Genomic DNA, 22,906 nt, shown 5'->3' on the forward strand with positions numbered 1-22,906 from the left:
AGCTCCGCTGCAGCACGACCCGCATCACCGACATCGTGAAGGCCGTACTCGTCCTTCACCGCTCCTCAACGTCAGGTTGAAAAGGCCTCAATGGTGTAGACGCCGCTCATCCCTTCATGGAGGGCCGTATGAGAATTAGTGGTTTCCTTTTGGTTGAGCATGGCGAGCCGGTTCCTTTGTGCGGGGATCTCAGATAATGGCGAATTCCGGCACACTGCGGCCGTACAGTCGAATTCAGGGCTGCTTTTCGAGCAAAGTGCTGCCGGTCATGAACGTCGAGCCTGGACCCACGAGAGATGAAGAAACGGCTCGTCCTGGCAAGGAAGGCCAAGGCAGTGGCTGTGTATGCGGGTGGAGTGAACCTGCGGCCGAAGCGCAGTGGTGGCCCGTGCCTGTCGGCAGGGGCCACCCACAGGACTTACTGCTGCTGCGCGACCCAGTCGGCGAACCGGGTCTCGGCGAGATGCGCGTCCGGACCGGGAACGAGCGTGGTCTCCTGCAGCTCGGCACCGGAGTACTTGGCGTGCGGGTCCGTGACAACCGTACGGGGGTCGTTCTTGGCGGCGAGTCCCTTACGGATGAGCTCATCGAGCTGGAACACGTCGGGGCCGGCGATCTCCACCACGCCGTTGACCGGGGCGCCGACCGCAGTGCGGCCGACAGCGGCGGCCACGTCGTCGGAGTAGATGGGCTGGATCTTGACGGGGGCCAGACGCACGGTGTCGCCCTCGGTCGACATGTCCGCGAGTCCCTTCATGAACTCGAAGAACTGCGTGGCGTGGACGATGGAGTACGGGATCTCGGACGCCTTGATCAGCTCTTCCTGCGCCTGCTTGGCACGGAAGTAACCGCTCTCCTGGAGGCGGTCGGTGCCGACCACGGACAGCGCCACGTGGTGCGTCACGCCGGCGTCCGCCTCCGCCGTCAGGAGGTTGGTGGTCGAGGTACGGAAGAAGTTCATGACGTCGTCGTCCGCCCACGAGGGCGAATTCGACACGTCGACCACGACCTGCGCGCCCTGGAGGACCTCGGCCAGACCCTCGCCCGTCAGAGTGTTGACCCCGGTGTTGGGCGAGGCCGCGACCGCCTCGTGACCGTGCTCGTTGAGCTTGCCGACCAGCTTCGAACCGATGAGCCCGGTTCCGCCGATCACTACGACCTTCATAACGGATTCCTCTCGGAGGTTCTCACGGTGCGCGCATCCTGCGATGAGCTGCTCACCCGTACTGAAAAATTCTGTCCGCACTAGAAGAGACAAGACAGTGGATCTACTTGTGACAGGGGGTTCGCCGGAATCGAGAAAATTTCCCGATGCGGACCTCGGAGGCCGGTTGCACGAGGAAGCGCGGCTGTTCATTCGCTCGCATCACGACTCCGTCGGCGGTCACTTGGCGTGCTCGAAGGAGAGCGCACGGGCATGCCGTCATTAGGCGCCTCGTAGGGTCGTACAAGGTTATTCGACGAATTTTCCATCAGTCGAGACCTCCTGCATCAGAGAGGCAATCTCTTCCGGGATGGCCGGAATGCTCTCGCGGGTGATCCCAGTCGTCGGGGACCACACGAGATTGACCTGCAGAGCGGGATCCATGTCCGGATAGTCGCTGCGGTTGTGGCAGCCCCGGGTCTCACGACGCTCAAGCGCTGCTTCGAGGGTGGCCCGGGCTGCCAGAGCGGCGGACTTGAGGTCGAAGGCGTGCGCGAGATCCTGGTAGCCGGCGATGTCGGGATGGATGCCGACGTTCTCCATCCTCTTCTCGATCACGCTGAGCTCTGCCAGTCCGGCGCCCAGGCCCTCTTCGTCGCGTACGACACCCGCATGCTCGGTCATGGTGTTGCGGATGGCGCGCTGCAGGGCGCGTACGTTCTCCGGACCGTCGGCCGCGAGAAGTTCGTCGATCTCCGCGCGAGCCTCCGCTATTGCGGACGCCGACCGCGGCTGCGCGGTCAGTGACTGCGAGTAGGCGGCGGCCGCCTGGCCCGTGATGCGGCCGAAGACCAGCAGCTCGATGAGACTGTTCCCACCGAGGCGATTGGCGCCGTGCAGCCCGCTCGACGCCTCACCGATGGCGTACAGGCCACGCACGTCAGTGCTGTGGTCCTCGGGACGCACCCACACCCCGCCCATCGAGTAGTGCGCGGTAGGCGCGATCTCGATCGGTTCGCTGGTGATGTCCAGCATCTGCAGGTCCAGAAGAGTCTGATAGACGCGGGGGAGCCGCGTCATGATCGTCTGCCGTGGCAGGTGGGAGACGTCGAGCCACACGCCACCCTTGGGGGTCCCCCGCCCTTCCTTGATCTCCGTGTAGGCGGCCAGGGCCACGCGGTCGCGGGTGGACAGCTCCATACGCTCAGGGTCGTAGCGGTTCATGAACCGTTCCCCGAGCGCGTTGCGCAGGATCCCGCCCTCACCCCGAGCGGCCTCGCTGACGAGGGTGCCGGCCGCGTTCTCCGGCTCGATGATCCCGGAAGGGTGGAACTGGACCAGCTCAGGGTCGCGCAGGCGGGCTCCGGCCTCCACGGCCAGGCGGAAGGAGTCACCCGTGTTCTCGTCGCGCCGCGAGGACGTGCGCCGCCAGATACGGGTATGGCCACCCGCGGCAAGAATGACGGCATCGGCGTGGATCAGGTAGCGCCTTCCGTTCGTGAGGTCGAAGCCGTAGGCACCGAAAACGGCGCCGTCATGCACCAGGAGCCGAGTGATGTAGACGCCGTCGAGCACGGGGATATTGAGTTGATCCGCGCGCCTGGTGAGCGTGCGCTGGATCTCCAGACCGGTGTAGTCACCGGCGAAGGCGGTCCGCCGGAACTTGTGCGCGCCGAAGAAGCGCTGGGAGATGCGGCCGTCCTCTTCCCTGGCGAAGGCCATGCCATAGCGTTCCAGGTCGCCGATGCCTCGGCCGGCGCCCTCAGTGACGATCTGGGCGGTGCGAGGGTCGGCGAGCAGATAACTCTCCTTGAGAGTGTCGGCTGCGTGCTGCTGCCAGCTGTCCTCGGGATCCATGGTGGCGAGTGCCGCGTTGATTCCTCCGGCAGCAAGGGCCGTATGGGTGTCCTCCTTGGGGCGCTTGCCGACTGCGAGGACGTCGATACCGGCCTCAGCCAGTTCGATTGATGCTCGCAGTCCAGCACCTCCGGTGCCGATCACCAGCACCATGGTGGACAGACGTTGTTCGGTGATAGCCACGATCTTCTCCGATCGCCGGGGTTGTCACTCAGTACGACCAGGCCGTACCGGGATCTGTGACAGCCTTCCGTTGCTGGCGCGCCCGTGAACCCGTGGCGGGCCCCACTGACACCAACGAGGGCGAGAGGCGATGTGCAGTCCGGCCCACTCTCGCCCGCGCCGGGCGTCACGGCAGGATGCGGTCCAGGGGTACGTCAGGGTCGCAGAGAAGCGCGTCGTCGATGTCCGACCCGGATGTGATGAGGGACCGGATCGGGTCCATGACATCCCACACGTTGACACTCATGCCCGCCAGCACACGGTTCCCCGCCATCCAGAACGCGATGAACCGTCGTTCGGACGGCTCACCGCGGAAGACGACGCGGTCGTAGCCGCCGGGTTCCGTGTAGCCCGTGTACTCCATTCCGAGGTCGTACTGATCGGTGTAGAAGTACGGCTGTCTGTCGTAGACAGCGTCCTTGCCGAGCATACTGAGCGCCGCCACCTCCGGCTGATGCAGCGCATTGGCCCAGTGCTCGACCCGCAGGTGGCGGCCGAGCAGCGGGTGATAAGCGTTGGCGACATCGCCTGCAGCGTAGATGTCGGCCACTGAAGTCTGCAGGTGCTCGTCGGTGACGATGCCGTTCTGCACGTCCAGGCCCGCCTCCTGGGCGAGCTGGACATTGGGGGTGATACCGATGCCCACCACCACGGCGTCCGCGGCCAAGTGGCGGCCATCAGCGAGCCGCACCCCGTCTACCCGGCCGTCTGTTCCGGTGAGGGATTCCACCTGCACGTTGGGCAACAGATCGACGCCGTGATCAGTATGGAGAGCAGCGAACACTTCAGCCGCTTCGCGCCCGAGCACCTTCAGCAGGGGAAGCTCCGAGTGCTCGAGCACCGTCACCTCGGCGCCGGCCATCCGGGCGGCCGCGGCGGTCTCAAGACCGATCCATCCGGCACCGATCACGACGATCTTCGCCCCCGCGCTGAAGGCGGACTTGAGCCGTTCGCTGTCTCCCACGCGGCGCAGATACAGAATGTTGTCCAGGTCCGCTCCGGGGACAGTCAGACGACGTGGAGACGAGCCGGTAGCCAGGAGCAACTTGGTGTAGGAAACCTGACGCCCATCGTCCAGTTCCACCTTCCGTGCCCGCCAATCGACCGCGCGCGCACGCGTGTTCAGCAGCAAGTCGACATTGTGCTTCCTGTACCAGTCATCAGGATGCACGAAGATCGAATCGCGCTCCTCCTTGCCCAGCAGGTAGCCCTTGGAAAGCGGCGGCCGAATGTACGGCTTCTCGCGCTCGTCGCCGATGATCACGAGCGGGCCGCTGTGGCCGTGCTCCCGCAGTGCCTCGGCCGCCTTGCCCGCGGCCAGACCGCCACCGACGATCACGAAAGTATTCACAGGGTTCCTCATCTCAGATGTCGCATGCTGCGAGTCATGTGGGGAGGGGTCACCCAACAGACCGCATAGCCCTTCATCCTGTGACAAGTCGGCTACGGCCCAGGCGGGATACGCGCCGGGCTGTCACAATGTCGTGATCTTCATGGTCCTACCTTCAGCCGGAAGACTGCCTGCCGCAAGTCGGTTGACCGCTGATCATCTCCGTCGGACGAAAGAGGAGAAAATGGCGTACGTCATTGCCCAGCTTGCGTCGACGTCAAGGACAGAGCCTGCCTCACCGAATGCCCTGTGGATTGCATTTATGAGGGAAATCGGACGCTCTACATCAATCCCGCCGAGTGCTTGGACTGCCAAGCCTGCGAGCCGGTCTGCCCGGTCGAGGCCATCTTCCACGAAGAGGACGTCCCACAGCACTGGGCGCAGTACACAACGATCAACTCCGATACTTCGAGACGCCCTCGGGGCAGCAGGGCGAGCCGTTCGTCCTTGACGGCGATCACCGCCTGATCGCCCAGTTGCCACCGCAGAGTTCGCACAAGAAGGACATCGCCGTCTTCATGGGCCCTCTCATGGACGTCTCAGGGGGTCATTGCGGCAGTGTCTGGCTGTGGGACTCGCGAGGCCTCGCCAGAACAGTGGGCACGGTGACGACTGAGGCCTCTCTGGTCAGGAGACGTTGCACAGGGCAGCGCCCGGCAGCTGCCAGCAGTTGCTTTATGTGGACAGGCTGCAGATCGCCGGTCAACCGGATGTTCTTGACGATCTGTCCTTGCGGATCGAACTGCACAGCCACCTCGACTTGGTCGAGCGGCCAGTCGTGTCTGTCCGCAGTGGCCCGGACGGTCATGGAGGTACACGACCCGAGCGCGGCCAGGAGCAATTCTCCGGGTGTGGGTCCCGTATCGGTGCTGATGGGCTGGGGTTCGTCCGCAGCCAGTGTATGAGGACCGACCGCAATGGAGCGGGCGAGACGCGGGCCTTCACTTACAGACACGATGCGTGCGTTCATCAGTCTTCCTCTCGGGCGAGGCGAGGTGCACCGCCGTGTGGCCGGTGATCACCAGGGCGGGGTGGCGAGTTACGTGGGATGCAGTGACTCGTCCCTCAACTGCTAAGACAGGAAGGCTCTCGCTCATGTGACACATTTCCCGGAAAGCCCCGGGCAAGGCGTCGGCTCCACGTGCCCGGGGTTGGGTGGAGCTCGGCCGGCCGGCACCGCCATAGGACCCACCGGCTTCGGGGAGAAGGCGCCTTCGGTGGGAACGAGTCCTGCCGACACTGTCGAAGGTCAGAGACTTTCACACAGTGCAGCGCTGCCCGGTCCTACCGACAGACCGCCGAACAACGCTGCTGAAACCGTCATACCGAACACGCGCATGGTGTCTCACGCGCGCGGCTGCGGAACAGAGAGCCACGCGCGACAAATCCCGAGTCATCAGCATCGGGCCTGACGACGTCGAACGTGCTGCGGCCATGCATCGCGGGTGCCCCGTGCGCACGCTGTGGGGCCGGTCATTCGTGCCGCGCCGGCGCCCCGCCGTCAGTGCGGCCACGACGAAGGCCTGGACGTCGGCGGCATCCACGTCGTTGGGCACCGCCCCCGCGTCCTGGGTGCGAGTGAGGAGCGCACCGAACAGCTCGCGCAACTGCGCCGACAGTTCCTCGGTTTCGGCGCCCATGAGCCTGACCGCCGCCGTGATGGCTTCTGCCAGGTCCCGCTTCGCATCGGCTTCTCCGGTCATCCGGGTGAGGAAGGCGAAGAACGTCGGCCCGGCGTCTGTGCCCGCCAGTGCGGCGCGGACGTCGTCGGCCAGCTGCTCCAGCTCGTCATCGCCGACTACCGCCTCGACGGCCGCGTTCTGGCCACCGGGAAGCGATTCGCCTTCGACATGGTGATGTTCGCCCGTATCAAGGACGGGCTGATCGCATGGTCGCGCAGCTAGTCCAACCCTGTGCTGCGCCGCGGCCGTCCGGCTGGGCGGGGCCCTGCGGGTGCTCGCCGCCCGGGCAGGGCTGTCCGACCGCTAGGACACGGCAGCGGCCGGGGTGGAGCACCTCACGGCCTCCCTCGGCGGGGGCGAACTCGACGACGGCGTGCTGGGGCCGGCCTTCTCGGCGAACTGGACCCTGGGCGACAGGTACCCAGCCGAGCTGCCAGGCACGGAGTTCTTCAGCGCGGGCCTGAAGATCGTGTTCGTCGCGCTCGTCCTCACCCGGCCGGATCAGCAGCTTGTCCCCGCGCAAGGGCTGGACTGGGCCCTGGAAGCGGCGGCCGCTTGGCCATCGGAGGTCCGCATCGACTCGTTCACGCGGCTCGACGACTTTGAGCTGGCCTGCCAGGTGGAGGCGGAGGAGCGGCTCAGAACGGGTGGTCTGTCTGCCTTGCGGGAGCTGGCCGAGGCGCAGGCTGATCAGTACCGCCGGGCGGCTGCGTCGCTGGTCGGATAGCAGGCGCAGGGCACAGGTCGCCTGCGCGCCACATGGCCGATCCCAGAGCCGGTGAAGTCGGTGGCAGCAGGGCGGATCAGCCGTTGCCGGCTTCCCGCGCCACGCGCTCCAGTCGGCGCCGGTGGTTCTCCCACCATGCCTGATCTCCTGGCGGCATGTTGTCGTTGCCCTTCAAGTACCCGACGGTTCCGTCGATGAGCTCTCTCACGATGTCGGCGTGGCCGGCGTGCCGCTGGGTATCGGAGATCACGCGTACCAGGATGTGGTGCAGTGTCACCTCTCGTCGTTCCTCCGGCCACCACGGGACGTGACCGATCGCGTCAAGTGCCAGCGTCGCGATCGTGCCGTTGGAGTGCTGCCACGCCTGGTGATACAGCCCGACGATCTCTTCGCGTGACTCGTCTGCAGTGGCCCACATGTCCGAGTTGGGTTCTGCGTCCTCCGTATACCACCAGGGCGGCGGCGCCTCGTCGAAGAATGGCCGTCCGAACGTGTCACCGAAGTACCCCAGCTCCACGCTGGCGATATGTTTGACCAGCCCCAACAGGTTCGTGCCCGTGGGGGTCAGTGGACGGCGGACGTCGTATTCCGAGAGCCCATCGAGCTTCCACAACAGGGCGTCACGCGCGTCTTGCAGATACCGGAGAAGGTCCGCTTTCGGATTCGGCTCGATCATGCCGGGCAGTCTTCCACCCAGCACTGACAGCCGGGCTCTACGGGACGCTGCTTCAGGCAGTCGCCTCGCGACATCGCCTCGAAATGACTCCCGGAGAGAAGCATGTGGTGGCCGAGGCAGAACGCACCGGTCGCGGAATCGCCCTGGAAGACCTCACGGGCATCCGCGAGCGGGTACGGCTTGCAAAGCCCCAACGGGCCACCCACTCCAGCTGGTCCTTCCACCAGCTCGGACAGTTCATCGCGTACAAGGCCCGCAAGGCCGGGGTGCCGGTGGTGTACGTCAATCCGGCGTACACCTCGCGCACCAGCGCCGAATGCGGGCACATCGACCAGGCGAACCGGGTCTCCTAGGGGGTGTCGTTTGGATCACCTCGGATCAGGCCGCGGCGCCTGGTGCGGCGCATCGCAAGGCGGAGCATTACCCGCGTACTGGGCGTACTCGGGTGATGCGACAACGCGGCGAGGTGCCGTGCCAGGCGCCGCGGACCCGGGGTGATCCAAACGACACCCCCTAGGCCCCCTTCGCGTGCCGGTCCTGCGGATTCGTTGATCACGCGGACCGGAACGGCCCAGAGCTCTGGGTTCTCCGTGGCGGCCCTGGACAGGCAGGCTCGACCCTGATCCAGGTCAATGGCGGTCACTCAGCGGTGATCCGCTGGCTGACCTCCACTGCTGCAGCCGGACCCTGGCGCCAGGGCAGGTCCAGCGGTGCAACAAACCCCAGCGGGCGTGCGGCGAGACTGTCCAGGACCACCGACACCCCTCGAGAGACCTCTGCTACGGTCCCGTCGCAGAGGTCACCGACCTGGATCCCAGCCAGAAACCTCCGGGAAGCCTCGTCGTCCGATGCTCCGCCCATGCCCGTCCAGCCTCTCATGGGGCGCCGTGCGTCAGCCCACAGGTGGACTCGTGCGCGGCGGCTGAGACAGCGACGGCGGTCGTGTAGCGGAGGCTGGTGTTGGCGCCGAGCAAGAAGACATGCGCACGACGGCTACAGCAAACAGCCTGAAACGGCATACGCATGAGCAGGTAACAGCCGATGTCCTTGGCCGACGGGGCTGCGTGTTCATCAGCTCGGACGATCGCAGATGTGCCGACTCAGGAAGCCAGCGTGATGGTCGTCGGCGTTCCCTGCCAGGCCATCCTCGCGTAAGGGCACAGCGAATCGGCCTTCTCCAGGAGCGGAGCGGCGATCTCAAGATCGACGTCCGGCCACTTGACCACCAGGTCGACATGCAACAAGTAGCCGCCGTCTCCCGGATCGCGCCCGAACGCCACGGTCGCGTCCACGGAGATCGCGGCGGGGTCGAGCGCAGCCTGTCGTGCCACCAGGCTCAGTGCTCCGTGGAAGCAGGCGGCGAAGCCGGCGGCGAACAGCTGCTCAGGATTCGTTCCCTGACCGTCTCCTCCCAGTTCGGCAGGCATGCGCAGGTTGAGATCCAGGGCTCCGTCGGCCGAGCGTGCTGTCCCCGAGGCCCGCCCGTGACTCGCCATCCCACCGCTCACTGTCACCGTCGTGGTGTAGATGGGGGCGAAGGACCCTCCGTCGAAGTCCTTGTCGGTGGACAGATTGGGCAATCGGATCTGCTCGGTCACCGCATGACTCCGTCAATGTTGCAGTACACGGCTGGGCGCGGTGCCGGCATTGATGCGGGCAGGCCGGTGTCCGTCGGCGTCGGCATCTCACGCCGACACGTGATGCGAGACGGCCGACTATGGGCAGAGCCCACCGAACAAACTAGGCAAAATGCCATACTTTATGCCCCTTCATCTCGTGGGTGCCCCGGGTTCGGGACGACTAGTTGACCGACAAGTCATCCCTCTTGTGACAGCCGCCGACATGCGGCCCGCTTGCCCCGTGCCTCAGCCCTCGTCATCCGCGAGACCGGCGTCACGCTCAACCGGACCCGGATGGACCGACAGCTCGAAGAGGCACTCACCCACGGGCCCGACGCCCTCCACCTGGCCGCCGTCTTCGGCATCAGCCAACGCGCCGCGATCCCCTCCGCCAACGCCGCTGAGGCATTCCTCGAGTCCTCACTCGAACAGAACCAGTAGTCCCGGCCGGCCGGGTGTCGAAGCGCTGAACGAGGCGTTGATCGGTGTCGTACGCGGGCCAACCGGGGTCGCCGTGGGCGGCGAACGAAGCCCATGCGGCGCGCATCCGGGTGGACAGGGCCTCTGCCTCCGGGGAGGGTGTTTCACCGATCAGCATCGCAGGCCGGCCGCGGTCCAGGCTGCCGAAGACGACGGGTACGTCGAGGCCGTGGCAGGCGCCGAGGGCGCCGCCCCTGCCCGGGGCCGGCCAGGCCAGCTCGTAGACATGCGCGCGGCCGCCGGCAGCCGTCTGGGCCTCGGCGAGGTGGAGCGACGGCATGCGGAACAGCCAGTCGGTCATCTGCGGTCTGGCCACGCAGCGACGACACCTCCGGCCCACCCCTCCCCAGGCGTCTGCGCAACCACGGCAGGCGGGGCAGGGGTGGCCTCGGGTTCAGCGACGGCGCTCCGCGCCGGCGGGGCTGCAAACGCCACTCCTGTGGCTCGTCGGCCTCGACCGTATCGCCGACCTGCTTCAGCCAGCGGGTGACCGTGCCTTCAGTGACGCTCTCGCCAAGCCGGCAGGCTTACGGAAGCCGTCATGACGTCGGTTGCTCCTCACGAATCGACAGGGCGCGGGGGCACCCTTGGTCTTTGCACGCCCTGCAGTGCGCAGGTTCACTTCCGGCGCACCGTGCCATCGACAAGATGCTCACCCCTGCCAGCCGTAGCGGTCGCGCGCTTGGACAACCGTGTCCGGGTCGACCGCGCCGGCCCTCGCCAACTGGTCCAGGGCGGCGACAACAATCGACTCGGCGTCCACTCGGAAGTAACGGCGCACGGCATCACGGGTGTCCGACAGCCCGAAGCCGTCCGTTCCCAGCGACGAGTAGTCCTGCTCGACCCACTGGCTGATCTGATCGGGAACCTGCCGCATCCAGTCGCTGACCGCCAGTACGGGCCCTCGTGTGCCCGACAGCGCCTCGGTCACGTACGGGATGCGCTCCTCACCCCGCAGCTGCGCCCTGTCGGCGTTCAACGCATCGCGGCGCAGCTCCGTCCAGGACGTCACTGACCAGACGTCAGCGTGGACTCCCCACTGGGACATGAGGAGCTCCTGGGCCTCCAGCGCCCAGTGGATGGCCGTGCCGGAGGCCAGCAACTGGATCCGCGGTCCTGTGTCGCGGGTCTCTGCCTGCCGGAACCGGTATATGCCCCGCAGGATCCCTTCTTCGACGGACGGCCCGGTGGGCATGGCCGGCTGCTGCTTGGGCTCGTTGTAGACCGTCAGGTAGTAGAAGATGTCTTCTGGCTGGTCGCCGTACATCCGCCGCAGCCCATCCCTGACGATCACCGCGATCTCATACGCGAAGGCCGGGTCGTAGCTCACAGCGGCCGGATTCGTGGATGCCAGCAGATGGGAATGCCCGTCGGCGTGCTGCAGTCCCTCGCCGGTCATCGTCGTACGGCCGACCGTCCCCCCGACGACGAACCCGCGGCCCATTTGGTCTGCCAGGGCCCAGAACTGGTCGCCCGTGCGCTGGAACCCGAACATGGCATAGAAGATGTAGAAGGGGATCATGGGTTCGCCATGTGTGGCGTACGACGTCGCCGCAGCGGTGAACTCGGCCAACGACCCGGCTTCGGTGATGCCTTCGTCAATGAGCTGGCCGTCCTTGGCCTCCCTGTAGTGCAGTAGCTGATCGGCATCGACCGGCTCGTAGTTCTGACCCCCCGGCGAGTAGATCCCGGCCGTCGGGAACAGGGATTCCATCCCGAATGTACGTGCTTCATCGGGGACGATCGGCACCCAGCGCCGCCCCGTCTCCTCGACACGCATCAGGTCCTTGACCAGCCGGACCAGCGCCATGGTGGTGGCCACCTCTTGTTTTCCGAAGCCCTTCTGGAGGGCTTCGAAGGGGCCGGACGGCGGCTGCTTCAACGGCTTGGCCACAACCCTCCGCACCGGGACGGGGCCTGCCAGAGCAGAACGCCGGTCACGCAGGTACTGCACCTCTTCGGAATCCTCACCGGGGTGCCAGTACGGCACCAGGTCCCCGCTCAGCGCGCTGTCCGGAATAGGCAGTTCCAGCGCGTCGCGCATCCGCCGGAACTGGGCCATGGTCAGCTTCTTCATCTGATGGTTGGCGTTGCGGGACTCGAAGTCCGACCCCAGCGTGTGTCCCTTCACCGTCTGGGCGAGGACGACGGTCGGCTTCCCCCTGTGCTCAACCGCGGCCCTGTAGGCGGCGTAGACCTTGAGGGGTTCGTGCCCGCCCCGGGAGTTCTCGAACAGATCGGTGAGCTGCGCGTCACTCAGCCCCGCAGCCATGCCGGACAACGCATCGCCGGTGAAGAAGTGCTTCCGTATGTAGGCGGCGTCCCGCACGGCGTACGTCTGGAGCTGTGCGTCGGGTACCTCGCCGAGGCGGCGGACGAGGGAGCCGTCGGTGTCCTGCAGCAGCACGGGGTCCCAGGCCTCGCCCCACAGAGTCTTCACCACATGCCAGCCCGCGCCGCGGAACCGGGCCTCGAGCTCCTGCACGATCTTGGAATTCGACCGCACCGGACCGTCCAACCGCTGCAGGTTGCAGTTGATGACAAAGGTGAGGTTGTCGAGACCCTCACGAGCGGCAAGTTCCAGCGCAGCCGTCGACTCGGGCTCGTCCACTTCCCCGTCTCCCAGGAAGGCCCATACGTGCGACCCGGAAGTATCCTTGATGCCCCTGTTGTGCAGATAGCGGTTGAATCTGGCCTGGTATACGGCGGCAAGGGGGCCGAGCCCCATGGAGACGGTCGGAAACTCCCACAGCCACGGCAGGCGCCGGGGGTGCGGGTAGGACGGCAGACCGTGACCGTCGGCCTCGCGCCGGAAACCGTCCAGCTGGTGCTCGCTCAGCCGGCCCTCCAGGAACACCCGCGCGTAGATGCCGGGCGAGGCATGCCCCTGCAGGTACAGCTGGTCCCCGGAACCGTCTCCGTCCTTGCCTCTGAAGAAGTGATGGAACCCGATCTCATAGAGCCATGCCGCCGAAGCGTAGGTCGAGATATGGCCGCCGAGACCCAGGCGGGAACCGCGGGTCACCATCGCGGCCGCATTCCACCTGTTCAGCGCGGTGATACGGGACTCCATGGCGAGGTCGCCCGGGAAGGCCGGCTGGGACGAGGCCGGGACCGTGTTGATGTAGTCCGAGGAGAGGAGCCCCGGGAGGGCTACTCCGGACCTGGCTGCGTACTCGTGCACGCGCCGCAGCAAGTACACGGCACGCTCGGGCCCGGCATGCCTGAGGACAGCGTCGAGTGACGCCTGCCATTCCTTCGTTTCCTCGGTGTCACGGTCGGGTAGCTGGTCCAGCTCACTCGTCGCGGAGGACTCTGTGGGCCGAGTCGGATCACTCATTGCAGCTTTCCTGTCAACGCGTGGGGTGGGGGAGGGGGAGAGACGGACGGCGTTGCCGGAACGAACATGCTTCTGGCGGCCGTCGAGAAGAGGTATGCGAGAAGAGATATGCGTGGGGAAGTCGCCGCACCATCCGCGTGCGTCAGCGCTGTGCGAGCCACTCGCTGAAGGTCGTGTGACCGATGTGGGCGTGCGGGTCGGGCAGAAGCGTGGGTTCCTTCAGTTCGGCGGCGAAGAGCCCGGCGCGCGCATCGGTGACGACGTCCCGCGTGTCCCCCCGGGCAGCCAGAAGCTTCGCCGCGAGGTCGTCAAGGCGGTACTCCTCGGGACCGGCCACCTCGAGCGTCCCGAACAGCGGCAATCCCACAGCGACGTGTGCGACCGCGGCAGCGACATCGTCTGTCGCCACGGGACGTATCAGAACAGGAGCGACGCGGACCTCGTCCGGGTGCGTGTCAGAGAGAGCCATGGCCTCGAGGGATTCGAAGGACACCGCAGCACGCACGATCGAGTGAGGCATCGGAGAGGCCCGTACATGGTCCTCCTGCAGCAGCTTCGCGCCGAAGTAACCCGACCGCAGCCGCTCGGCTCCCACCATCGACAGGACCACGTGATGCTCGACGCCTGCCGAGGCCGCCGAGGCCAGGAGGTTGGCCGTAGCGGTACGGAAGAACCGCACACCCGCTTCCTCGGTGCGCGCGGGCGCATCGGTGACGTCCACCACCACCTCAGCGCCACGCAAAGCCTCGTCGAGACCGTTGCCCGTGATGACGTCAACACCATGGCGGCGTGAAACGGGCACGACCTCCACGCCGTGATCACGGAGCCTGGCAACTGTTCTGGAGCCGATCAGCCCGGTGGCCCCTGCGACAACGACTCTCATCTGGGTCCCTTCCCGTCGCGGGGGCAGCGCCCCGCTTGCGTCCTGGTGACGGCGAAATCAGCCATGTGCACTACATACGACAGAACTCGCACCGTTGTTGTGACACTGAGTTGAGGAGTGTCACAGTGCATCCACTGAACGCTGCGGCCTTCGTTGCTGCGCGGAGGTAAACCCGTGCAGGCCGGGACCCGGCATCCGCTTCGAGCGGAGCTCTGGAGCAGCGACACCTGTCACAGAAGCAGGACTTACTCGGTCATCACTTTGAGGCAGCCGTGTGAGCCGCCTGAAACTGCACGGACGCTGTTACCGTCAGGCGAGGGATGTTGGTACACCAAATCTCACCATCTGACGGCACACAGTCATCTGGCCTCATGCAGGGCAACAACTCGGAGGTGCAACACAGTGTCAAGCAAGAACTCAGCGGGAGAGACCAACGAGAATCCTCGTTCCGAGGCGTGGAAGACCGCAGCGAAGATGCTGCAGGACACCGATCCGCTCACCGTCCCCGAGGGTGCCTCGGCGATGACCATCCTGGTCGAGTGGCAGCCTGGTGACCCCGGCACTCCTCCGCACCGCCACTCGGGGCCGGCGTTCGGCTACGTGATCGAGGGCGAGGTGCGCTTCGAGCTGGAGGGGGAGCCGGAACGCGTGGTCAAGGCCGGTGAGACGTTCTGGGAGCCGGGCGGTGACGTGATCCATTACCAGGACGGCAACGCCCGAACGGACGCGCCGTGCCGGTTCGTCGTGGCCATGCTGTGTGCGCCGGGTCAGCCGATGCTCACCCTGGTCGACGAGGAGGAACTGGCACAGCGGGCCCATCTGCGTGCTCCGCGCCCGTGAACTGACCAGCGGCTTCCTGTTCAGGGCAGGTCGGCTCCGACCGAAGTAGACCCACTCCGTGGGAGGGCGCGAGAAGCATGAGCGCTACTGATGTCGTGTGCTCCATGCTGACAGCGCTGTTCGCGGCCGCAGCCATCCACGAGCTGCGACACCGCGTACTGCCACGGAGCTCCGGGTGGCGCGTGCGGATCGACGGTCTCCTGCACACCACCATGGCAGTGGCCATGTCCGCCATGCCGTGGAGCTGGGGCGCTCCGATGCCTGCGAGGGCGCAAGCAGTCTTCTTCGCGGCCGCAGCACTGTGGTTCCCCCTGTCCGCGCTCAGCCGGCGTCGCGGGGCAAGACTGCCCGCGGTGGCACGGAGTTGGCCGTCCGCGGCCGGCATGGCCGCGATGGCCTGGATGGCACGCCCGACGGCAGGTTCGGGACACGAGGCTCTGGCGGTCCATGCCGGTCACTCGATGGGGGACCCAGGAACCCACGACGCAGGCACGGGGATACTGGTGCTGTATCTGCTTGTCTGCGCCCTCCGGTCGCTCACGCGCGACATGCCGGGGCTGCGACGGGACACGGGCAACCCGCATACCCCTGCCATCAAAGAGCTCTACGGCCACTTCTGGGAGGGTGCAATGCACCTTGGAACGGTCGTGACGCTCCTCATGCATCAATGACTGTGCCCCCAAGACCGCAGCTCGTGGGTGTTCCTGCCCGGCGTACGACCGGGCCCCGCCGGCGCGGCCTCGAAACCAACGGGGATCAGCACATCCCACGACTGAGCATCTCAAGGACACGTGTGAACGACAGCCCCGCCGCCCGCCGGCCCAGGTCTCAGGCGTCCCGTCGCCTGCGGTCCCTGGCACGGGGATGGCTGACCCTGCTGGCTCTGGCAGCAGCAGGGGGCGCGGCCGCCTGCGACCAGGCCGGCGGTCAGGACACAGGCGGCCGCATAGCCGTGGGCCGAGACTGCCGCTCCACACTCGCACAGGGGATGGAGCTTTCCTGCGGAACCAACGGATTCGGGGACCTGCGCCATGTCTGCCGGACCACGGACACCAGCGGCCATCGGTGCCTGCCGACGACAGCCGTGACGGTGCGCAACACCGGGCGCTCTGTCGTGCTGGTGACGGTCATCAAGGGGGCCAGGCAGGGCATCCGTGAACAGAGCAGAGAACAAGCGCTCGCACCCGGGCAGTCGGCTGTCCTGCGTCCCGGTGTAGGAGAGTTCCTGTTCGATATCACCTTGCGCAACATGGGGAGCGCACGGGGGAGCCTGCTGGTGACCCGGGTGCAGTGATGCCGACGCCCAGCGGGGACCGGGCGATCGTCGTTGCGGGGCAGCAGTCCTGCGGTACATGCAGGAAGTCGCCCTGCTGCCCGTCGATCCACTGTGCGCCGTCGAAAAGACGAACGGTGCCGTTGAGGATGAAGAAGGACTCCGACCCTTTCCTACGTCGGATGCGCACCGACGGCTGACGGGGCATGCGCGGACCACTGCAGTGCCCGCAAACCGCCAGGCCTCTCTCAGCGAGTCTGCGACCACGCCCCTCACAGGACAGACCGAGCACCCCCAGCGGGTGTGACGCCTCCTCGGCTGCCTGCGCAGCAGATCGCCCCCTCGCCCAGCCGCCCCGGACACCGCGCACGGGTGCGGGATGTGGTGCGGTTGTGGACAGGAGCCCGGGCGGCTGGCCCGCGGTGAGGAGCCCGGTGATGACGGGGAGACGGCGATGGCCGAGTGTGCCCCGGTAACTGGGCCGCGGCATGCGCAGATTGATCAGAGATGGCGGGCGGGTGTACGGCCTGTCCGAGCCGACCCATGGTGATCCTGGGCTGCGAGGCGGCGAAGCCATGGTTGAGCGGGACCGGTTGACGCCGGTAGTCCGTCTCCCGCCGTAGGTCGGGGCGGCGTGGAGACGGACCGTACGTGGCCGACCGGCCGGCCGGGGCAGGTGCCGGTCAGCCGAACTGGCCGGGCTGGTAGTCGCCGGCGGGCTGCTGGTTGATGACGTTGATGCGGTTGTAGGCGTTGATGACGGCGATGAGAGAAATCAGGGCGACCAGCTGGTCCTCGTCGAAGTGCTTGGCCGCGTTCGTCCAGGCCTCATCGGTGACACCACCGGCTGCGTCGGCGATGCGGGTGCCCTGTTCCGCCAGCTCCAGGGCGGCCCGCTCGGCCTCGGTGAACACCTTGGCCTCCCGCCAGGCCGCGACCAGGTTGAGGCGCTGCACGGTCTCCCCGGCGAGCGCGGCATCCTTGGTGTGCATGTCGGTGCAGAAACCGCAGCCGTTGATCTGGCTTGCGCGAATCTTCACCAGCTCTTGGATCACGGCCGGCAGCGTTGAGTCCGAAACCACCTTGCTAGCCGAGTTGATGTGCTTCAGCACCTTTCCCGCGAGGGGGTGACCGAAGTAGTTGAGACGCGATTCCACGGTGATCTCCTAGCCATGTTGCGGATACACACTACTGACCGGACAGCCCGGCGAGGTGTGACAGGAAGCCGAGTGTGATGTGCGTGACCGTGTTTGCCTGGTGTCGGCTCACTGCGGGAGATCCGAGGTGATCAGCTGGAGGAGAGCGATCGGACGGCGTCCACCGGATTCAAGGCCGGGGCGTAGGAGGGGGGTTGCACGATGGTGAGCCCGTCGTGTGTGGGGCCGGAGCCGTTGAGATCTTGAGGTGGTAACTGGGCACTGTCGGCGGGTTGTCAGCCGGCCAGGTCGCGCTGATCGTAGGTGTAGGCGGTGTCCGTGGCGGCAAGCCCGAGCGGCCATGTCAGGGAGCCGGCAGCACAGTCGCTCGGGTTCTGCGTCGGGAGGCGCCAGGGCGTGCCGGAAATCGAGCGCCCCTGCGGCCTGGCATTGGAGGATGCCTATGTCACCGGTGCGAGTGCGGGGCAGAAGGTTGAAGGGGGCCTGAGCACTTGGTCGTCATGTTGGGGGCGCGAGCGCAGATGTGGAGCGATGGCGTGAGCCGAGGAATGCGCTGATCTTGCTGGGGGTCCATACCCACATGAGCTGATGGATGCCCTCGGGCGATGCGGCAAGTGTCATCAGCATCAAGGGCTTACCGTCCTGGTGGAGCATGATGCCTGCGCGCCCGTTGACCTCAACAGCACCAACCTCGGCATCCCTCCAGTAATGCTTCGCGGCGCCGGCGGCTGCCAGGTGAACCACCCGTGCCCGGCCCAGAACGGGTACGCGAGCCGCCCCCCGGATACCGTTGCCATCGGACACACTGACCACATCGAGAGTGAGTAGGGACTCCAAGGAAGCGACGTCCCCTTTTTGCGCAGCCGCGACGAACTTCTCCAGCAAGCGTCGGTGCTCCGCGGTGCTCACGGTTTCCCGATGTCCGTCCGACAGATGCTTGCGGGCTCGGCTCACAATCTTCCGAACATTGACAGGGCTGAGCCGGAGGATGGCGGCAATTTGCTCGTACGGGTAGTCGAAAGCCTCCCGTAGTACGTACGCCGCCCGTTCGGTGGGGTTGAGCCTCTCCAGTAGAAGAAGGAGGGCCATTTCTACGGCCTCCGCCCGCTCAGCCCCCACCTCAGGATCCATGCTGGTATCGATGGGCTCAGGCAACCACGGCCCTACATATGTCTCCCGGCGCGCCCGTGCAGAGTGGGCGACATTGACGGCGAGGCGGGTTGTGGTACTCGTCAGAAAGGCCGACGGGTTAACCACCACCGACCGATCGGTGCGTTGCCAACGCAACCAGACCTCCTGCACCACGTCTTCCGCCTCGACCACACTGCCCAGCACCCGGTACGCAACGCCGAAAAGCCGCGGCCGAAGAGGCTCGAAGACGGAAACAGCCTGATCGAGAGTGTTGGTTGGGGGGAGCGGTTCGATATCCATACTGCAGCCTCCGATCTGGCGATTCTACCGGCGTGACTCCACATCCGCTGAACCGGGAGATAAAAGATCGGCTACCGCTCAGGGATACACGCTTAGTGACTGTCCCCTTTCCATATGTCAGCGACTTCCATGTCCGGCCGTATTGCCTTTCACGGACGACGGCGCTCACTCAAAGCCACGACTGCTGCAATCGCATCACCTCATGGATCAGACGCGTCCTAATTGTGGGGAACCCTGGGGCACATTATTGGCATGCTCGCCCGGTCACGTTGGCCAGTCTTCTGTCGCGCCAGCGTAGGAGAGCAGGTCGCTGCGACCAGATGCCCTCGACCGGTTGAGTTCGGGCGCGTAGGACGGCAGCTGGTAGACGGCCCCGGTGGGCAATGAACTCCCGCATGCCGTAGATCAGGTGGACATTGGGGTCCTTGGCGGCCTGGGCATCGATCGCGGCAGCCGTCTGCCGGGGGTCGTCACCGAACCGGCGCCGGACGCAGACACTCCGGCCGCATTCCCCTCGTCCGCCTCGCCTTCCCCCTCGGCTGCCGACGTCGCATCCCGGCCGGCCCCGGCCAGGACCTCATCCACCGTCTCCCGCGTGATCTGCAGCCTCGGCAGTCGCTCCTCTGTGGCGAGCTGTCCGTCAACTCCTCCATCCACTGCTGGAGTTCATCCACTCGCCAAAGCGTGGGGATGTCATGAGCGCTTGCAGCACTCGGCCGTTGGCGCACCGTCCACACCTGCGACCGCACCCCCCATGCCCTCACCGGCGGGCCGGCTGACCTCTCTACCGGGACGCCAGCCAGTCGGCGTAGCGGGTGGGGGCGAGCCGGGCATCGTCCTTGCCCGTGAGGACGTCTCCGCGAACGGCGGCGAACATGCCGGCGGTGTCGTCCGTGGTGACGGTGCGGCCGTCGGAACGGGCCGCGAGAGTGATTCTGCCGAGTTCGTCGAGGAGGAAGACCTCGGGTCCGGCGATGTTGCGGATCCCTTGCAGCGGGGCGCCCGCGGCGACTTCGGCGACCGCGTCGGCGACGTCCTGGGCGGCGATGGGCTGGATCGGGGTGGCGGGCAGACGGACGGTGTCGCCGTCGGCCGTCCAGGACAGGATCGCGTCGACGAACTCCATGAACTGTGTGGCGCGGACGATGGAGTACGGGATCGGTCCGGCTGCCAGAATCTTCTCCTGGAGGGCCTTGGCCCGGTAGTAGTCCAGCTCGGGCACCTGGTCCACGCCGACGATGGAGAGCACGACCAAGTGGCGCACTGCGGCTTTCTGGCCGGCGTCCAGCAGGTTTTCCATCGACTGCCGGAAGAAGGCAGGCGAGGCCTCGTCGAAGGTCGGGGAATTCGTCAGGTTGACGATGACGTCGGCGCCGGCAACCGCCTTCTCCAGGCCCTCGCCGGTGATGACGTTCACGCCCGTCGACTGCGAGTGGGGTACCGCTTCGTGCCCGCCCGCATTCAGCTTCCTCACGACCTGTGATCCGATCAGCCCGGTGCCACCGAGCACTACGAATTTCATGACGCGCCCTTCCGCCGGGGAAGCTCATCCGTGTCACGGCTCACCAACCCACTGAAGCACGCGCACCGCAAGATTGCACACGGCTCTGTCTCCCGAACGACGGCTGCAGGGGGCGGACGGGTGTGCTGTGGCAGCACACCGAGGAGACCACGGCGGCCCGTTCCGCCGGAAGCGGCGGTCTGACGCCGGGATGTCCATGACCTCGTGTGACAAGGTGTTTCCTCACACGGTATGTTCGTTGTGCGCGCCTCGATACACGGTTGCATATCTGTGCCGCAGCATTACCGGCGTCGGACCGGACGCCGACCGCTGCGACGCTGATGTGTCGCTGGACTCTCCTTTACCGTGAAGGATCCGATCGTGCCAGCAATCTTGATCCACGGTGTCCCTGACACCCATCGTTTATGGGACGGCGTTCGCCGGCACCTGACCCGCAGTGACGTGGAGGCCTGGGACCTGCCCGGCTTCGGCGCAGCGCTGCCGCCCGGCTTCAAGAGCTGCCCCAGGCGCGTCCCGACAGCGGTTGCCGCATCGTTGTGCGTGCTCAGTTCAGCGCAGAGCGCACTACCTGCCGCACCATCGGGACGCGGTCCAACTCCGCCCTGATATCGGCGAGACTCTGGGCGGCCAGCGCCTGGTGCCAGGCCTGTTCCGCCCGGCGCATGGCCGCGTTGACAGCACATGTGCCTGTCGGCGGCGGCGACAGCTCGCCGATCTTGCCGCAGCAGCGGATCTCTGTGCAGTGAAAGAGCTGGGTGCCCCCCTCGATGGCCTCCACCACATCCAGGAGGGTGATGGCCTCAAGGGGCTTGGCCAGACGGAAACCTCCGCGCGGCCCGGGCACGGAGACCACGAGCTCGGCTCGGGCGAGCTGCTGCAGCTGCTTGTTCAGGTAGGAGGCAGAGAGGCCGTGAGCCTCGGCAAGCCGGGCGCTGCCTACCGGGTTGCCGCCATTCATGTCCAGGTTCAGCAGCGTGTGCAGAGCCCACTCGACACCTTTAGCCATTCGCATATTACGGACATTACATGTCCAGGATCGAAGCGTGGTAGCCCCCTGGCCTGCGGCCCTCGTCCGGCTGGAGGGGAAGTGCGGAAGCGCCGCAAAGAGATCTTGACATCCAATATCCAGGATATGTAACGTCCAGAATATGCGGTGCAGGCCCCGCCGGAGGCCACCGCAGCAGGCAGCCCCTGCTCACGGAGCACTGGCTGATCACTTCGGCTTCGAAAACGGAGAAGTTCATGAAGGATGTCCTGATCATCGGCGGCGGCTTCGCAGGGGTGTGGAGCGCGGCAGGAGTCGTACGCGCCGCCCGTCAGGCAGGCAGCGCCGGCGACGAAATACGGGTCACGCTGGTCAGCGGCGGCGATGACCTGGTCATCCGTCCTCGCCTGTACGAGGACGCCCCGGAAGGCATGCGGGTCGCCCTCGACCGCGTCCTCGGACCCATCGGCGTACGCCGCATCACGGCGACCGTCACAGGGATCGACACCGAGGCGCACACCGTACGTGCTGTCGGTCGCGCCGGTGAGGAACTGGACCTGGCCTACGACAAGCTGGTGCTGGCCACGGGCAGCCAGCTCATACGGCCCGACTTCCCCGGCTCGCAGGAAATCTTCGACGTCGACACCCTCCCCACGGCGGCCGCGCTCGACAACCACCTGCGGCGGCTGCCCGATCAGGCACCCTCCCTGGGCCGCTACACCGCCGTCGTGGTCGGTGCCGGCTTCACCGGCCTGGAGATCGCCACCGCGCTGGGCGAGCGGCTTCAGGCGATCGCCGACCGCCAGGACTCAGCTGAAGACGTCCGGGTCGTTCTGGTCGACCGCGCCGACGTCGTGGGCCCGGAACTCGGCCTGGGCCCCCGCCCCCACATCCACGACGCCATTGACGAACTGAAGATCGAACGACGCCTGGAGCTCACCGTGGCATCGGCGACCCGCCAGGACGTCACCCTCTCGGACGGCGAAGTGATCCCCGCGGCAACCGTCGTATGGACGGCCGGTATGGCCGCGAGCCCCCTCACGGCCCAGATCCCGGGCGAACGTGATCGGCTGGGACGGCTGAGCGTGGACGCGCACCTGCAGGTGATCGGGGTACCCGACGTCTACGCAGCCGGCGACACCGCACTCGCCCCCGCAGAAGACGGCCACTCCACGACGCAGTCCTGCCAGCATGCCCTGCCCATGGGCAAGTTCGCCGGCCACAACGTGGCAGCCGACCTCCTGGGCAACACCCTGCTGCCCTTCACTCCCGACCCCTACGTCACCTGCCTGGATCTCGGCCCCGCCGGCGCCGTCTACACAGAAGGCTGGGACCGCAAGATCGCGCTGACCGGGCAGGAAGCCAAAACGCTCAAGCAGAACATCAACTCGCTCTGGATCTACCCGCCGACCGACGACCCGGAGCAGCTCCTTGCCCAGGCAGGCCGCTTCTCCAACGGCTGACAGCCGACTGCAGCCCCGAAAGCTCAGCCGGCCTCGCACTGCCGAATGATGGCCAACCACCGAGCCGCCCGGTGCGCAGGGGCTCTTCGCCCCTCGCGCACCGGGCGGTTTCCTTATGGTGCCCGTCGGTGAGAGGGCGGGCAGCGCCATCCGGTCGTCCGCGCGGCACACATGTGTGCGCACCGGCTGGGGAAACCGGTGCGCACAGCCTGCCG

General features: G+C 66.4%; 19 protein-coding genes and 6 pseudogenes. 9 read left to right on the forward strand and 16 right to left on the reverse strand.

Features of this window, described 5'->3' with window-relative positions; all coding sequences use genetic code 11:
- Nucleotides 1-418: 418 nt before the first annotated feature.
- The 3 genes from ACX28W_RS33230 to ACX28W_RS33240 all read right to left on the reverse strand — a co-directional run bounded on the left by ACX28W_RS33230 (nt 419) and on the right by ACX28W_RS33240 (nt 4,586).
- On the reverse strand, nt 419-1,165 hold the full coding sequence (locus tag ACX28W_RS33230) for an SDR family oxidoreductase (RefSeq protein WP_459003725.1): 747 nt from the start codon (nt 1,163-1,165) through the stop codon (nt 419-421).
- Nucleotides 1,166-1,453: 288 nt separating this feature from the next.
- Nucleotides 1,454-3,154 (reverse strand): L-aspartate oxidase, encoded by a 1,701-nt coding sequence (locus ACX28W_RS33235; RefSeq protein WP_459003775.1) that lies wholly within the window; start codon nt 3,152-3,154, stop codon nt 1,454-1,456.
- 196 nt (nt 3,155-3,350) lie between these two features.
- Nucleotides 3,351-4,586 (reverse strand): NAD(P)/FAD-dependent oxidoreductase, encoded by a 1,236-nt coding sequence (locus ACX28W_RS33240; RefSeq protein WP_459003726.1) that lies wholly within the window; start codon nt 4,584-4,586, stop codon nt 3,351-3,353.
- A 211-nt stretch (nt 4,587-4,797) separates the two neighbouring features.
- Between ACX28W_RS33240 and ACX28W_RS33245 the strand changes: the two are divergent.
- Nucleotides 4,798-5,001: pseudogene (locus tag ACX28W_RS33245) on the forward strand (indolepyruvate ferredoxin oxidoreductase subunit alpha); the annotation flags it as partial.
- Nucleotides 5,002-5,160: 159 nt separating this feature from the next.
- Here the strand turns inward: ACX28W_RS33245 and ACX28W_RS33250 are convergent.
- Together ACX28W_RS33250 and ACX28W_RS33255 are read right to left on the reverse strand one after the other, a co-directional pair.
- Nucleotides 5,161-5,583 (reverse strand): OsmC family protein, encoded by a 423-nt coding sequence (locus ACX28W_RS33250; protein WP_459003727.1) that lies wholly within the window; start codon nt 5,581-5,583, stop codon nt 5,161-5,163.
- Nucleotides 5,584-5,872: 289 nt separating this feature from the next.
- Nucleotides 5,873-6,316 carry an SbtR family transcriptional regulator gene (locus tag ACX28W_RS33255; RefSeq protein ID WP_459003728.1) on the reverse strand — a complete coding sequence of 148 codons (444 nt, stop codon included), beginning with the start codon at nt 6,314-6,316 and terminating at the stop codon, nt 5,873-5,875.
- 304 nt (nt 6,317-6,620) lie between these two features.
- Between ACX28W_RS33255 and ACX28W_RS33260 the strand changes: the two genes are divergently transcribed.
- Nucleotides 6,621-7,022: a hypothetical protein gene (locus ACX28W_RS33260; RefSeq protein ID WP_459003729.1), complete on the forward strand. Its 402-nt coding sequence runs from the start codon at nt 6,621-6,623 to the stop codon at nt 7,020-7,022.
- Between the two features lie 76 nt (nt 7,023-7,098).
- On the opposite strand, the gene ACX28W_RS33265 is transcribed toward ACX28W_RS33260, so the two are convergent.
- On the reverse strand, nt 7,099-7,698 hold the full coding sequence (locus ACX28W_RS33265) for a DinB family protein (protein ID WP_459003730.1): 600 nt from the start codon (nt 7,696-7,698) through the stop codon (nt 7,099-7,101).
- 98 nt (nt 7,699-7,796) lie between these two features.
- Between ACX28W_RS33265 and ACX28W_RS33270 the strand changes: the two are divergent.
- Nucleotides 7,797-8,048, forward strand: a pseudogene (locus tag ACX28W_RS33270) (IS200/IS605 family accessory protein TnpB-related protein); the annotation flags it as partial.
- 750 nt (nt 8,049-8,798) lie between these two features.
- Here the strand turns inward: ACX28W_RS33270 and ACX28W_RS33275 are convergent.
- Nucleotides 8,799-9,296, reverse strand: coding sequence for an Ohr family peroxiredoxin (locus tag ACX28W_RS33275; RefSeq protein WP_459003731.1), 498 nt, complete (start codon nt 9,294-9,296; stop codon nt 8,799-8,801).
- Nucleotides 9,297-9,551: 255 nt separating this feature from the next.
- Between ACX28W_RS33275 and ACX28W_RS33280 the strand changes: the two genes are divergently transcribed.
- Complete coding sequence (locus ACX28W_RS33280) at nt 9,552-9,758, forward strand: hypothetical protein (RefSeq protein ID WP_459003780.1); 207 nt, start codon at nt 9,552-9,554, stop codon at nt 9,756-9,758.
- Here the strand turns inward: ACX28W_RS33280 and ACX28W_RS33285 are convergent.
- The 4 genes and pseudogenes from ACX28W_RS33285 to ACX28W_RS33300 form a co-directional block, all read right to left on the reverse strand.
- Nucleotides 9,682-10,095 (reverse strand): annotated as a pseudogene (locus ACX28W_RS33285) (carboxylesterase/lipase family protein); the annotation flags it as partial. The gene ACX28W_RS33280 and the pseudogene ACX28W_RS33285 sit on opposite strands and share 77 nt — an antisense overlap.
- 142 nt (nt 10,096-10,237) lie before the next feature.
- Nucleotides 10,238-10,340, reverse strand: a pseudogene (locus tag ACX28W_RS33290) (biotin/lipoyl-containing protein); the annotation flags it as partial.
- A gap of 109 nt (nt 10,341-10,449) precedes the next feature.
- Nucleotides 10,450-13,137 (reverse strand): pyruvate dehydrogenase (acetyl-transferring), homodimeric type, encoded by a 2,688-nt coding sequence (gene aceE, locus ACX28W_RS33295; RefSeq protein WP_459003732.1) that lies wholly within the window; start codon nt 13,135-13,137, stop codon nt 10,450-10,452.
- A 142-nt stretch (nt 13,138-13,279) separates the two neighbouring features.
- A complete protein-coding gene (locus ACX28W_RS33300; protein WP_459003733.1) occupies nt 13,280-14,020 on the reverse strand; it encodes an SDR family oxidoreductase in 741 nt (246 codons plus the stop codon).
- 474 nt (nt 14,021-14,494) lie between these two features.
- Here ACX28W_RS33300 and ACX28W_RS33305 point away from each other — a divergent pair, with 474 nt between their 5' ends.
- The 3 genes from ACX28W_RS33305 (at nt 14,495) to ACX28W_RS33315 (ending at nt 16,154) form a co-directional block, all read left to right on the forward strand.
- On the forward strand, nt 14,495-14,860 hold the full coding sequence (locus tag ACX28W_RS33305; RefSeq protein WP_362088723.1) for a cupin domain-containing protein: 366 nt from the start codon (nt 14,495-14,497) through the stop codon (nt 14,858-14,860).
- A 77-nt stretch (nt 14,861-14,937) separates the two neighbouring features.
- On the forward strand, nt 14,938-15,531 hold the full coding sequence (locus ACX28W_RS33310) for a DUF5134 domain-containing protein (protein WP_459003734.1): 594 nt from the start codon (nt 14,938-14,940) through the stop codon (nt 15,529-15,531).
- Between the two features lie 413 nt (nt 15,532-15,944).
- The gene (locus ACX28W_RS33315) at nt 15,945-16,154 is read left to right on the forward strand and encodes a hypothetical protein (protein ID WP_459003781.1); all 210 of its coding nucleotides are present in this window, start codon (nt 15,945-15,947) and stop codon (nt 16,152-16,154) included.
- 49 nt (nt 16,155-16,203) lie between these two features.
- Here the strand turns inward: ACX28W_RS33315 and ACX28W_RS33320 are convergent.
- The 4 genes and pseudogenes from ACX28W_RS33320 to ACX28W_RS33335 all read right to left on the reverse strand — a co-directional run.
- Nucleotides 16,204-16,299, reverse strand: a pseudogene (locus tag ACX28W_RS33320) (cupin domain-containing protein); the annotation flags it as partial.
- Nucleotides 16,300-16,816: 517 nt separating this feature from the next.
- On the reverse strand, nt 16,817-17,290 hold the full coding sequence (locus ACX28W_RS33325) for a carboxymuconolactone decarboxylase family protein (RefSeq protein ID WP_459003735.1): 474 nt from the start codon (nt 17,288-17,290) through the stop codon (nt 16,817-16,819).
- A gap of 498 nt (nt 17,291-17,788) precedes the next feature.
- Nucleotides 17,789-18,721, reverse strand: a complete 933-nt coding sequence (locus ACX28W_RS33330) for an RNA polymerase sigma-70 factor (RefSeq protein WP_459003736.1) — start codon at nt 18,719-18,721, stop codon at nt 17,789-17,791.
- A gap of 784 nt (nt 18,722-19,505) precedes the next feature.
- Nucleotides 19,506-20,243, reverse strand: a complete 738-nt coding sequence (locus ACX28W_RS33335; RefSeq protein ID WP_459003737.1) for an SDR family oxidoreductase — start codon at nt 20,241-20,243, stop codon at nt 19,506-19,508.
- A gap of 360 nt (nt 20,244-20,603) precedes the next feature.
- Here ACX28W_RS33335 and ACX28W_RS33340 point away from each other — a divergent pair.
- Nucleotides 20,604-20,741 (forward strand): annotated as a pseudogene (locus ACX28W_RS33340) (alpha/beta fold hydrolase); the annotation flags it as partial.
- Between the two features lie 46 nt (nt 20,742-20,787).
- Here ACX28W_RS33340 and ACX28W_RS33345 read toward each other — a convergent pair.
- Nucleotides 20,788-21,255: an RrF2 family transcriptional regulator gene (locus tag ACX28W_RS33345; RefSeq protein WP_459003738.1), complete on the reverse strand. Its 468-nt coding sequence runs from the start codon at nt 21,253-21,255 to the stop codon at nt 20,788-20,790.
- A gap of 230 nt (nt 21,256-21,485) precedes the next feature.
- Here ACX28W_RS33345 and ACX28W_RS33350 point away from each other — a divergent pair, with 230 nt between their 5' ends.
- Entirely contained in the window at nt 21,486-22,691 is a 1,206-nt protein-coding gene (locus ACX28W_RS33350; protein ID WP_459003739.1) for an NAD(P)/FAD-dependent oxidoreductase, read from the forward strand.
- Nucleotides 22,692-22,906: the final 215 nt, after the last annotated feature.

This window comes from Streptomyces sp. SD15, assembly GCF_054462255.1.

What these genes read in the sequence shown, in the direction of transcription:
- ACX28W_RS33230 (WP_459003725.1), bottom strand. Translation starts at nt 1,165, where the DNA reads ATGAAGGTCGTAGTGATCGGCGGAACCGGGCTCATCGGTTCGAAGCTG.
- ACX28W_RS33235 (WP_459003775.1), bottom strand. Translation starts at nt 3,154, where the DNA reads ATGGTGCTGGTGATCGGCACCGGAGGTGCTGGACTGCGAGCATCAATC.
- ACX28W_RS33240 (WP_459003726.1), bottom strand. Translation starts at nt 4,586, where the DNA reads ATGAGGAACCCTGTGAATACTTTCGTGATCGTCGGTGGCGGTCTGGCC.
- ACX28W_RS33250 (WP_459003727.1), bottom strand. Translation starts at nt 5,583, where the DNA reads ATGAACGCACGCATCGTGTCTGTAAGTGAAGGCCCGCGTCTCGCCCGC.
- ACX28W_RS33255 (WP_459003728.1), bottom strand. Translation starts at nt 6,316, where the DNA reads ATGACCGGAGAAGCCGATGCGAAGCGGGACCTGGCAGAAGCCATCACG.
- ACX28W_RS33265 (WP_459003730.1), bottom strand. Translation starts at nt 7,698, where the DNA reads ATGATCGAGCCGAATCCGAAAGCGGACCTTCTCCGGTATCTGCAAGAC.
- aceE (WP_459003732.1), bottom strand. Translation starts at nt 13,137, where the DNA reads ATGAGTGATCCGACTCGGCCCACAGAGTCCTCCGCGACGAGTGAGCTG.
- ACX28W_RS33300 (WP_459003733.1), bottom strand. Translation starts at nt 14,020, where the DNA reads ATGAGAGTCGTTGTCGCAGGGGCCACCGGGCTGATCGGCTCCAGAACA.
- ACX28W_RS33305 (WP_362088723.1), top strand. Translation starts at nt 14,495, where the DNA reads ATGCTGCAGGACACCGATCCGCTCACCGTCCCCGAGGGTGCCTCGGCG.
- ACX28W_RS33310 (WP_459003734.1), top strand. Translation starts at nt 14,938, where the DNA reads ATGAGCGCTACTGATGTCGTGTGCTCCATGCTGACAGCGCTGTTCGCG.
- ACX28W_RS33330 (WP_459003736.1), bottom strand. Translation starts at nt 18,721, where the DNA reads ATGGATATCGAACCGCTCCCCCCAACCAACACTCTCGATCAGGCTGTT.
- ACX28W_RS33335 (WP_459003737.1), bottom strand. Translation starts at nt 20,243, where the DNA reads ATGAAATTCGTAGTGCTCGGTGGCACCGGGCTGATCGGATCACAGGTC.
- ACX28W_RS33345 (WP_459003738.1), bottom strand. Translation starts at nt 21,255, where the DNA reads ATGCGAATGGCTAAAGGTGTCGAGTGGGCTCTGCACACGCTGCTGAAC.
- ACX28W_RS33350 (WP_459003739.1), top strand. Translation starts at nt 21,486, where the DNA reads ATGAAGGATGTCCTGATCATCGGCGGCGGCTTCGCAGGGGTGTGGAGC.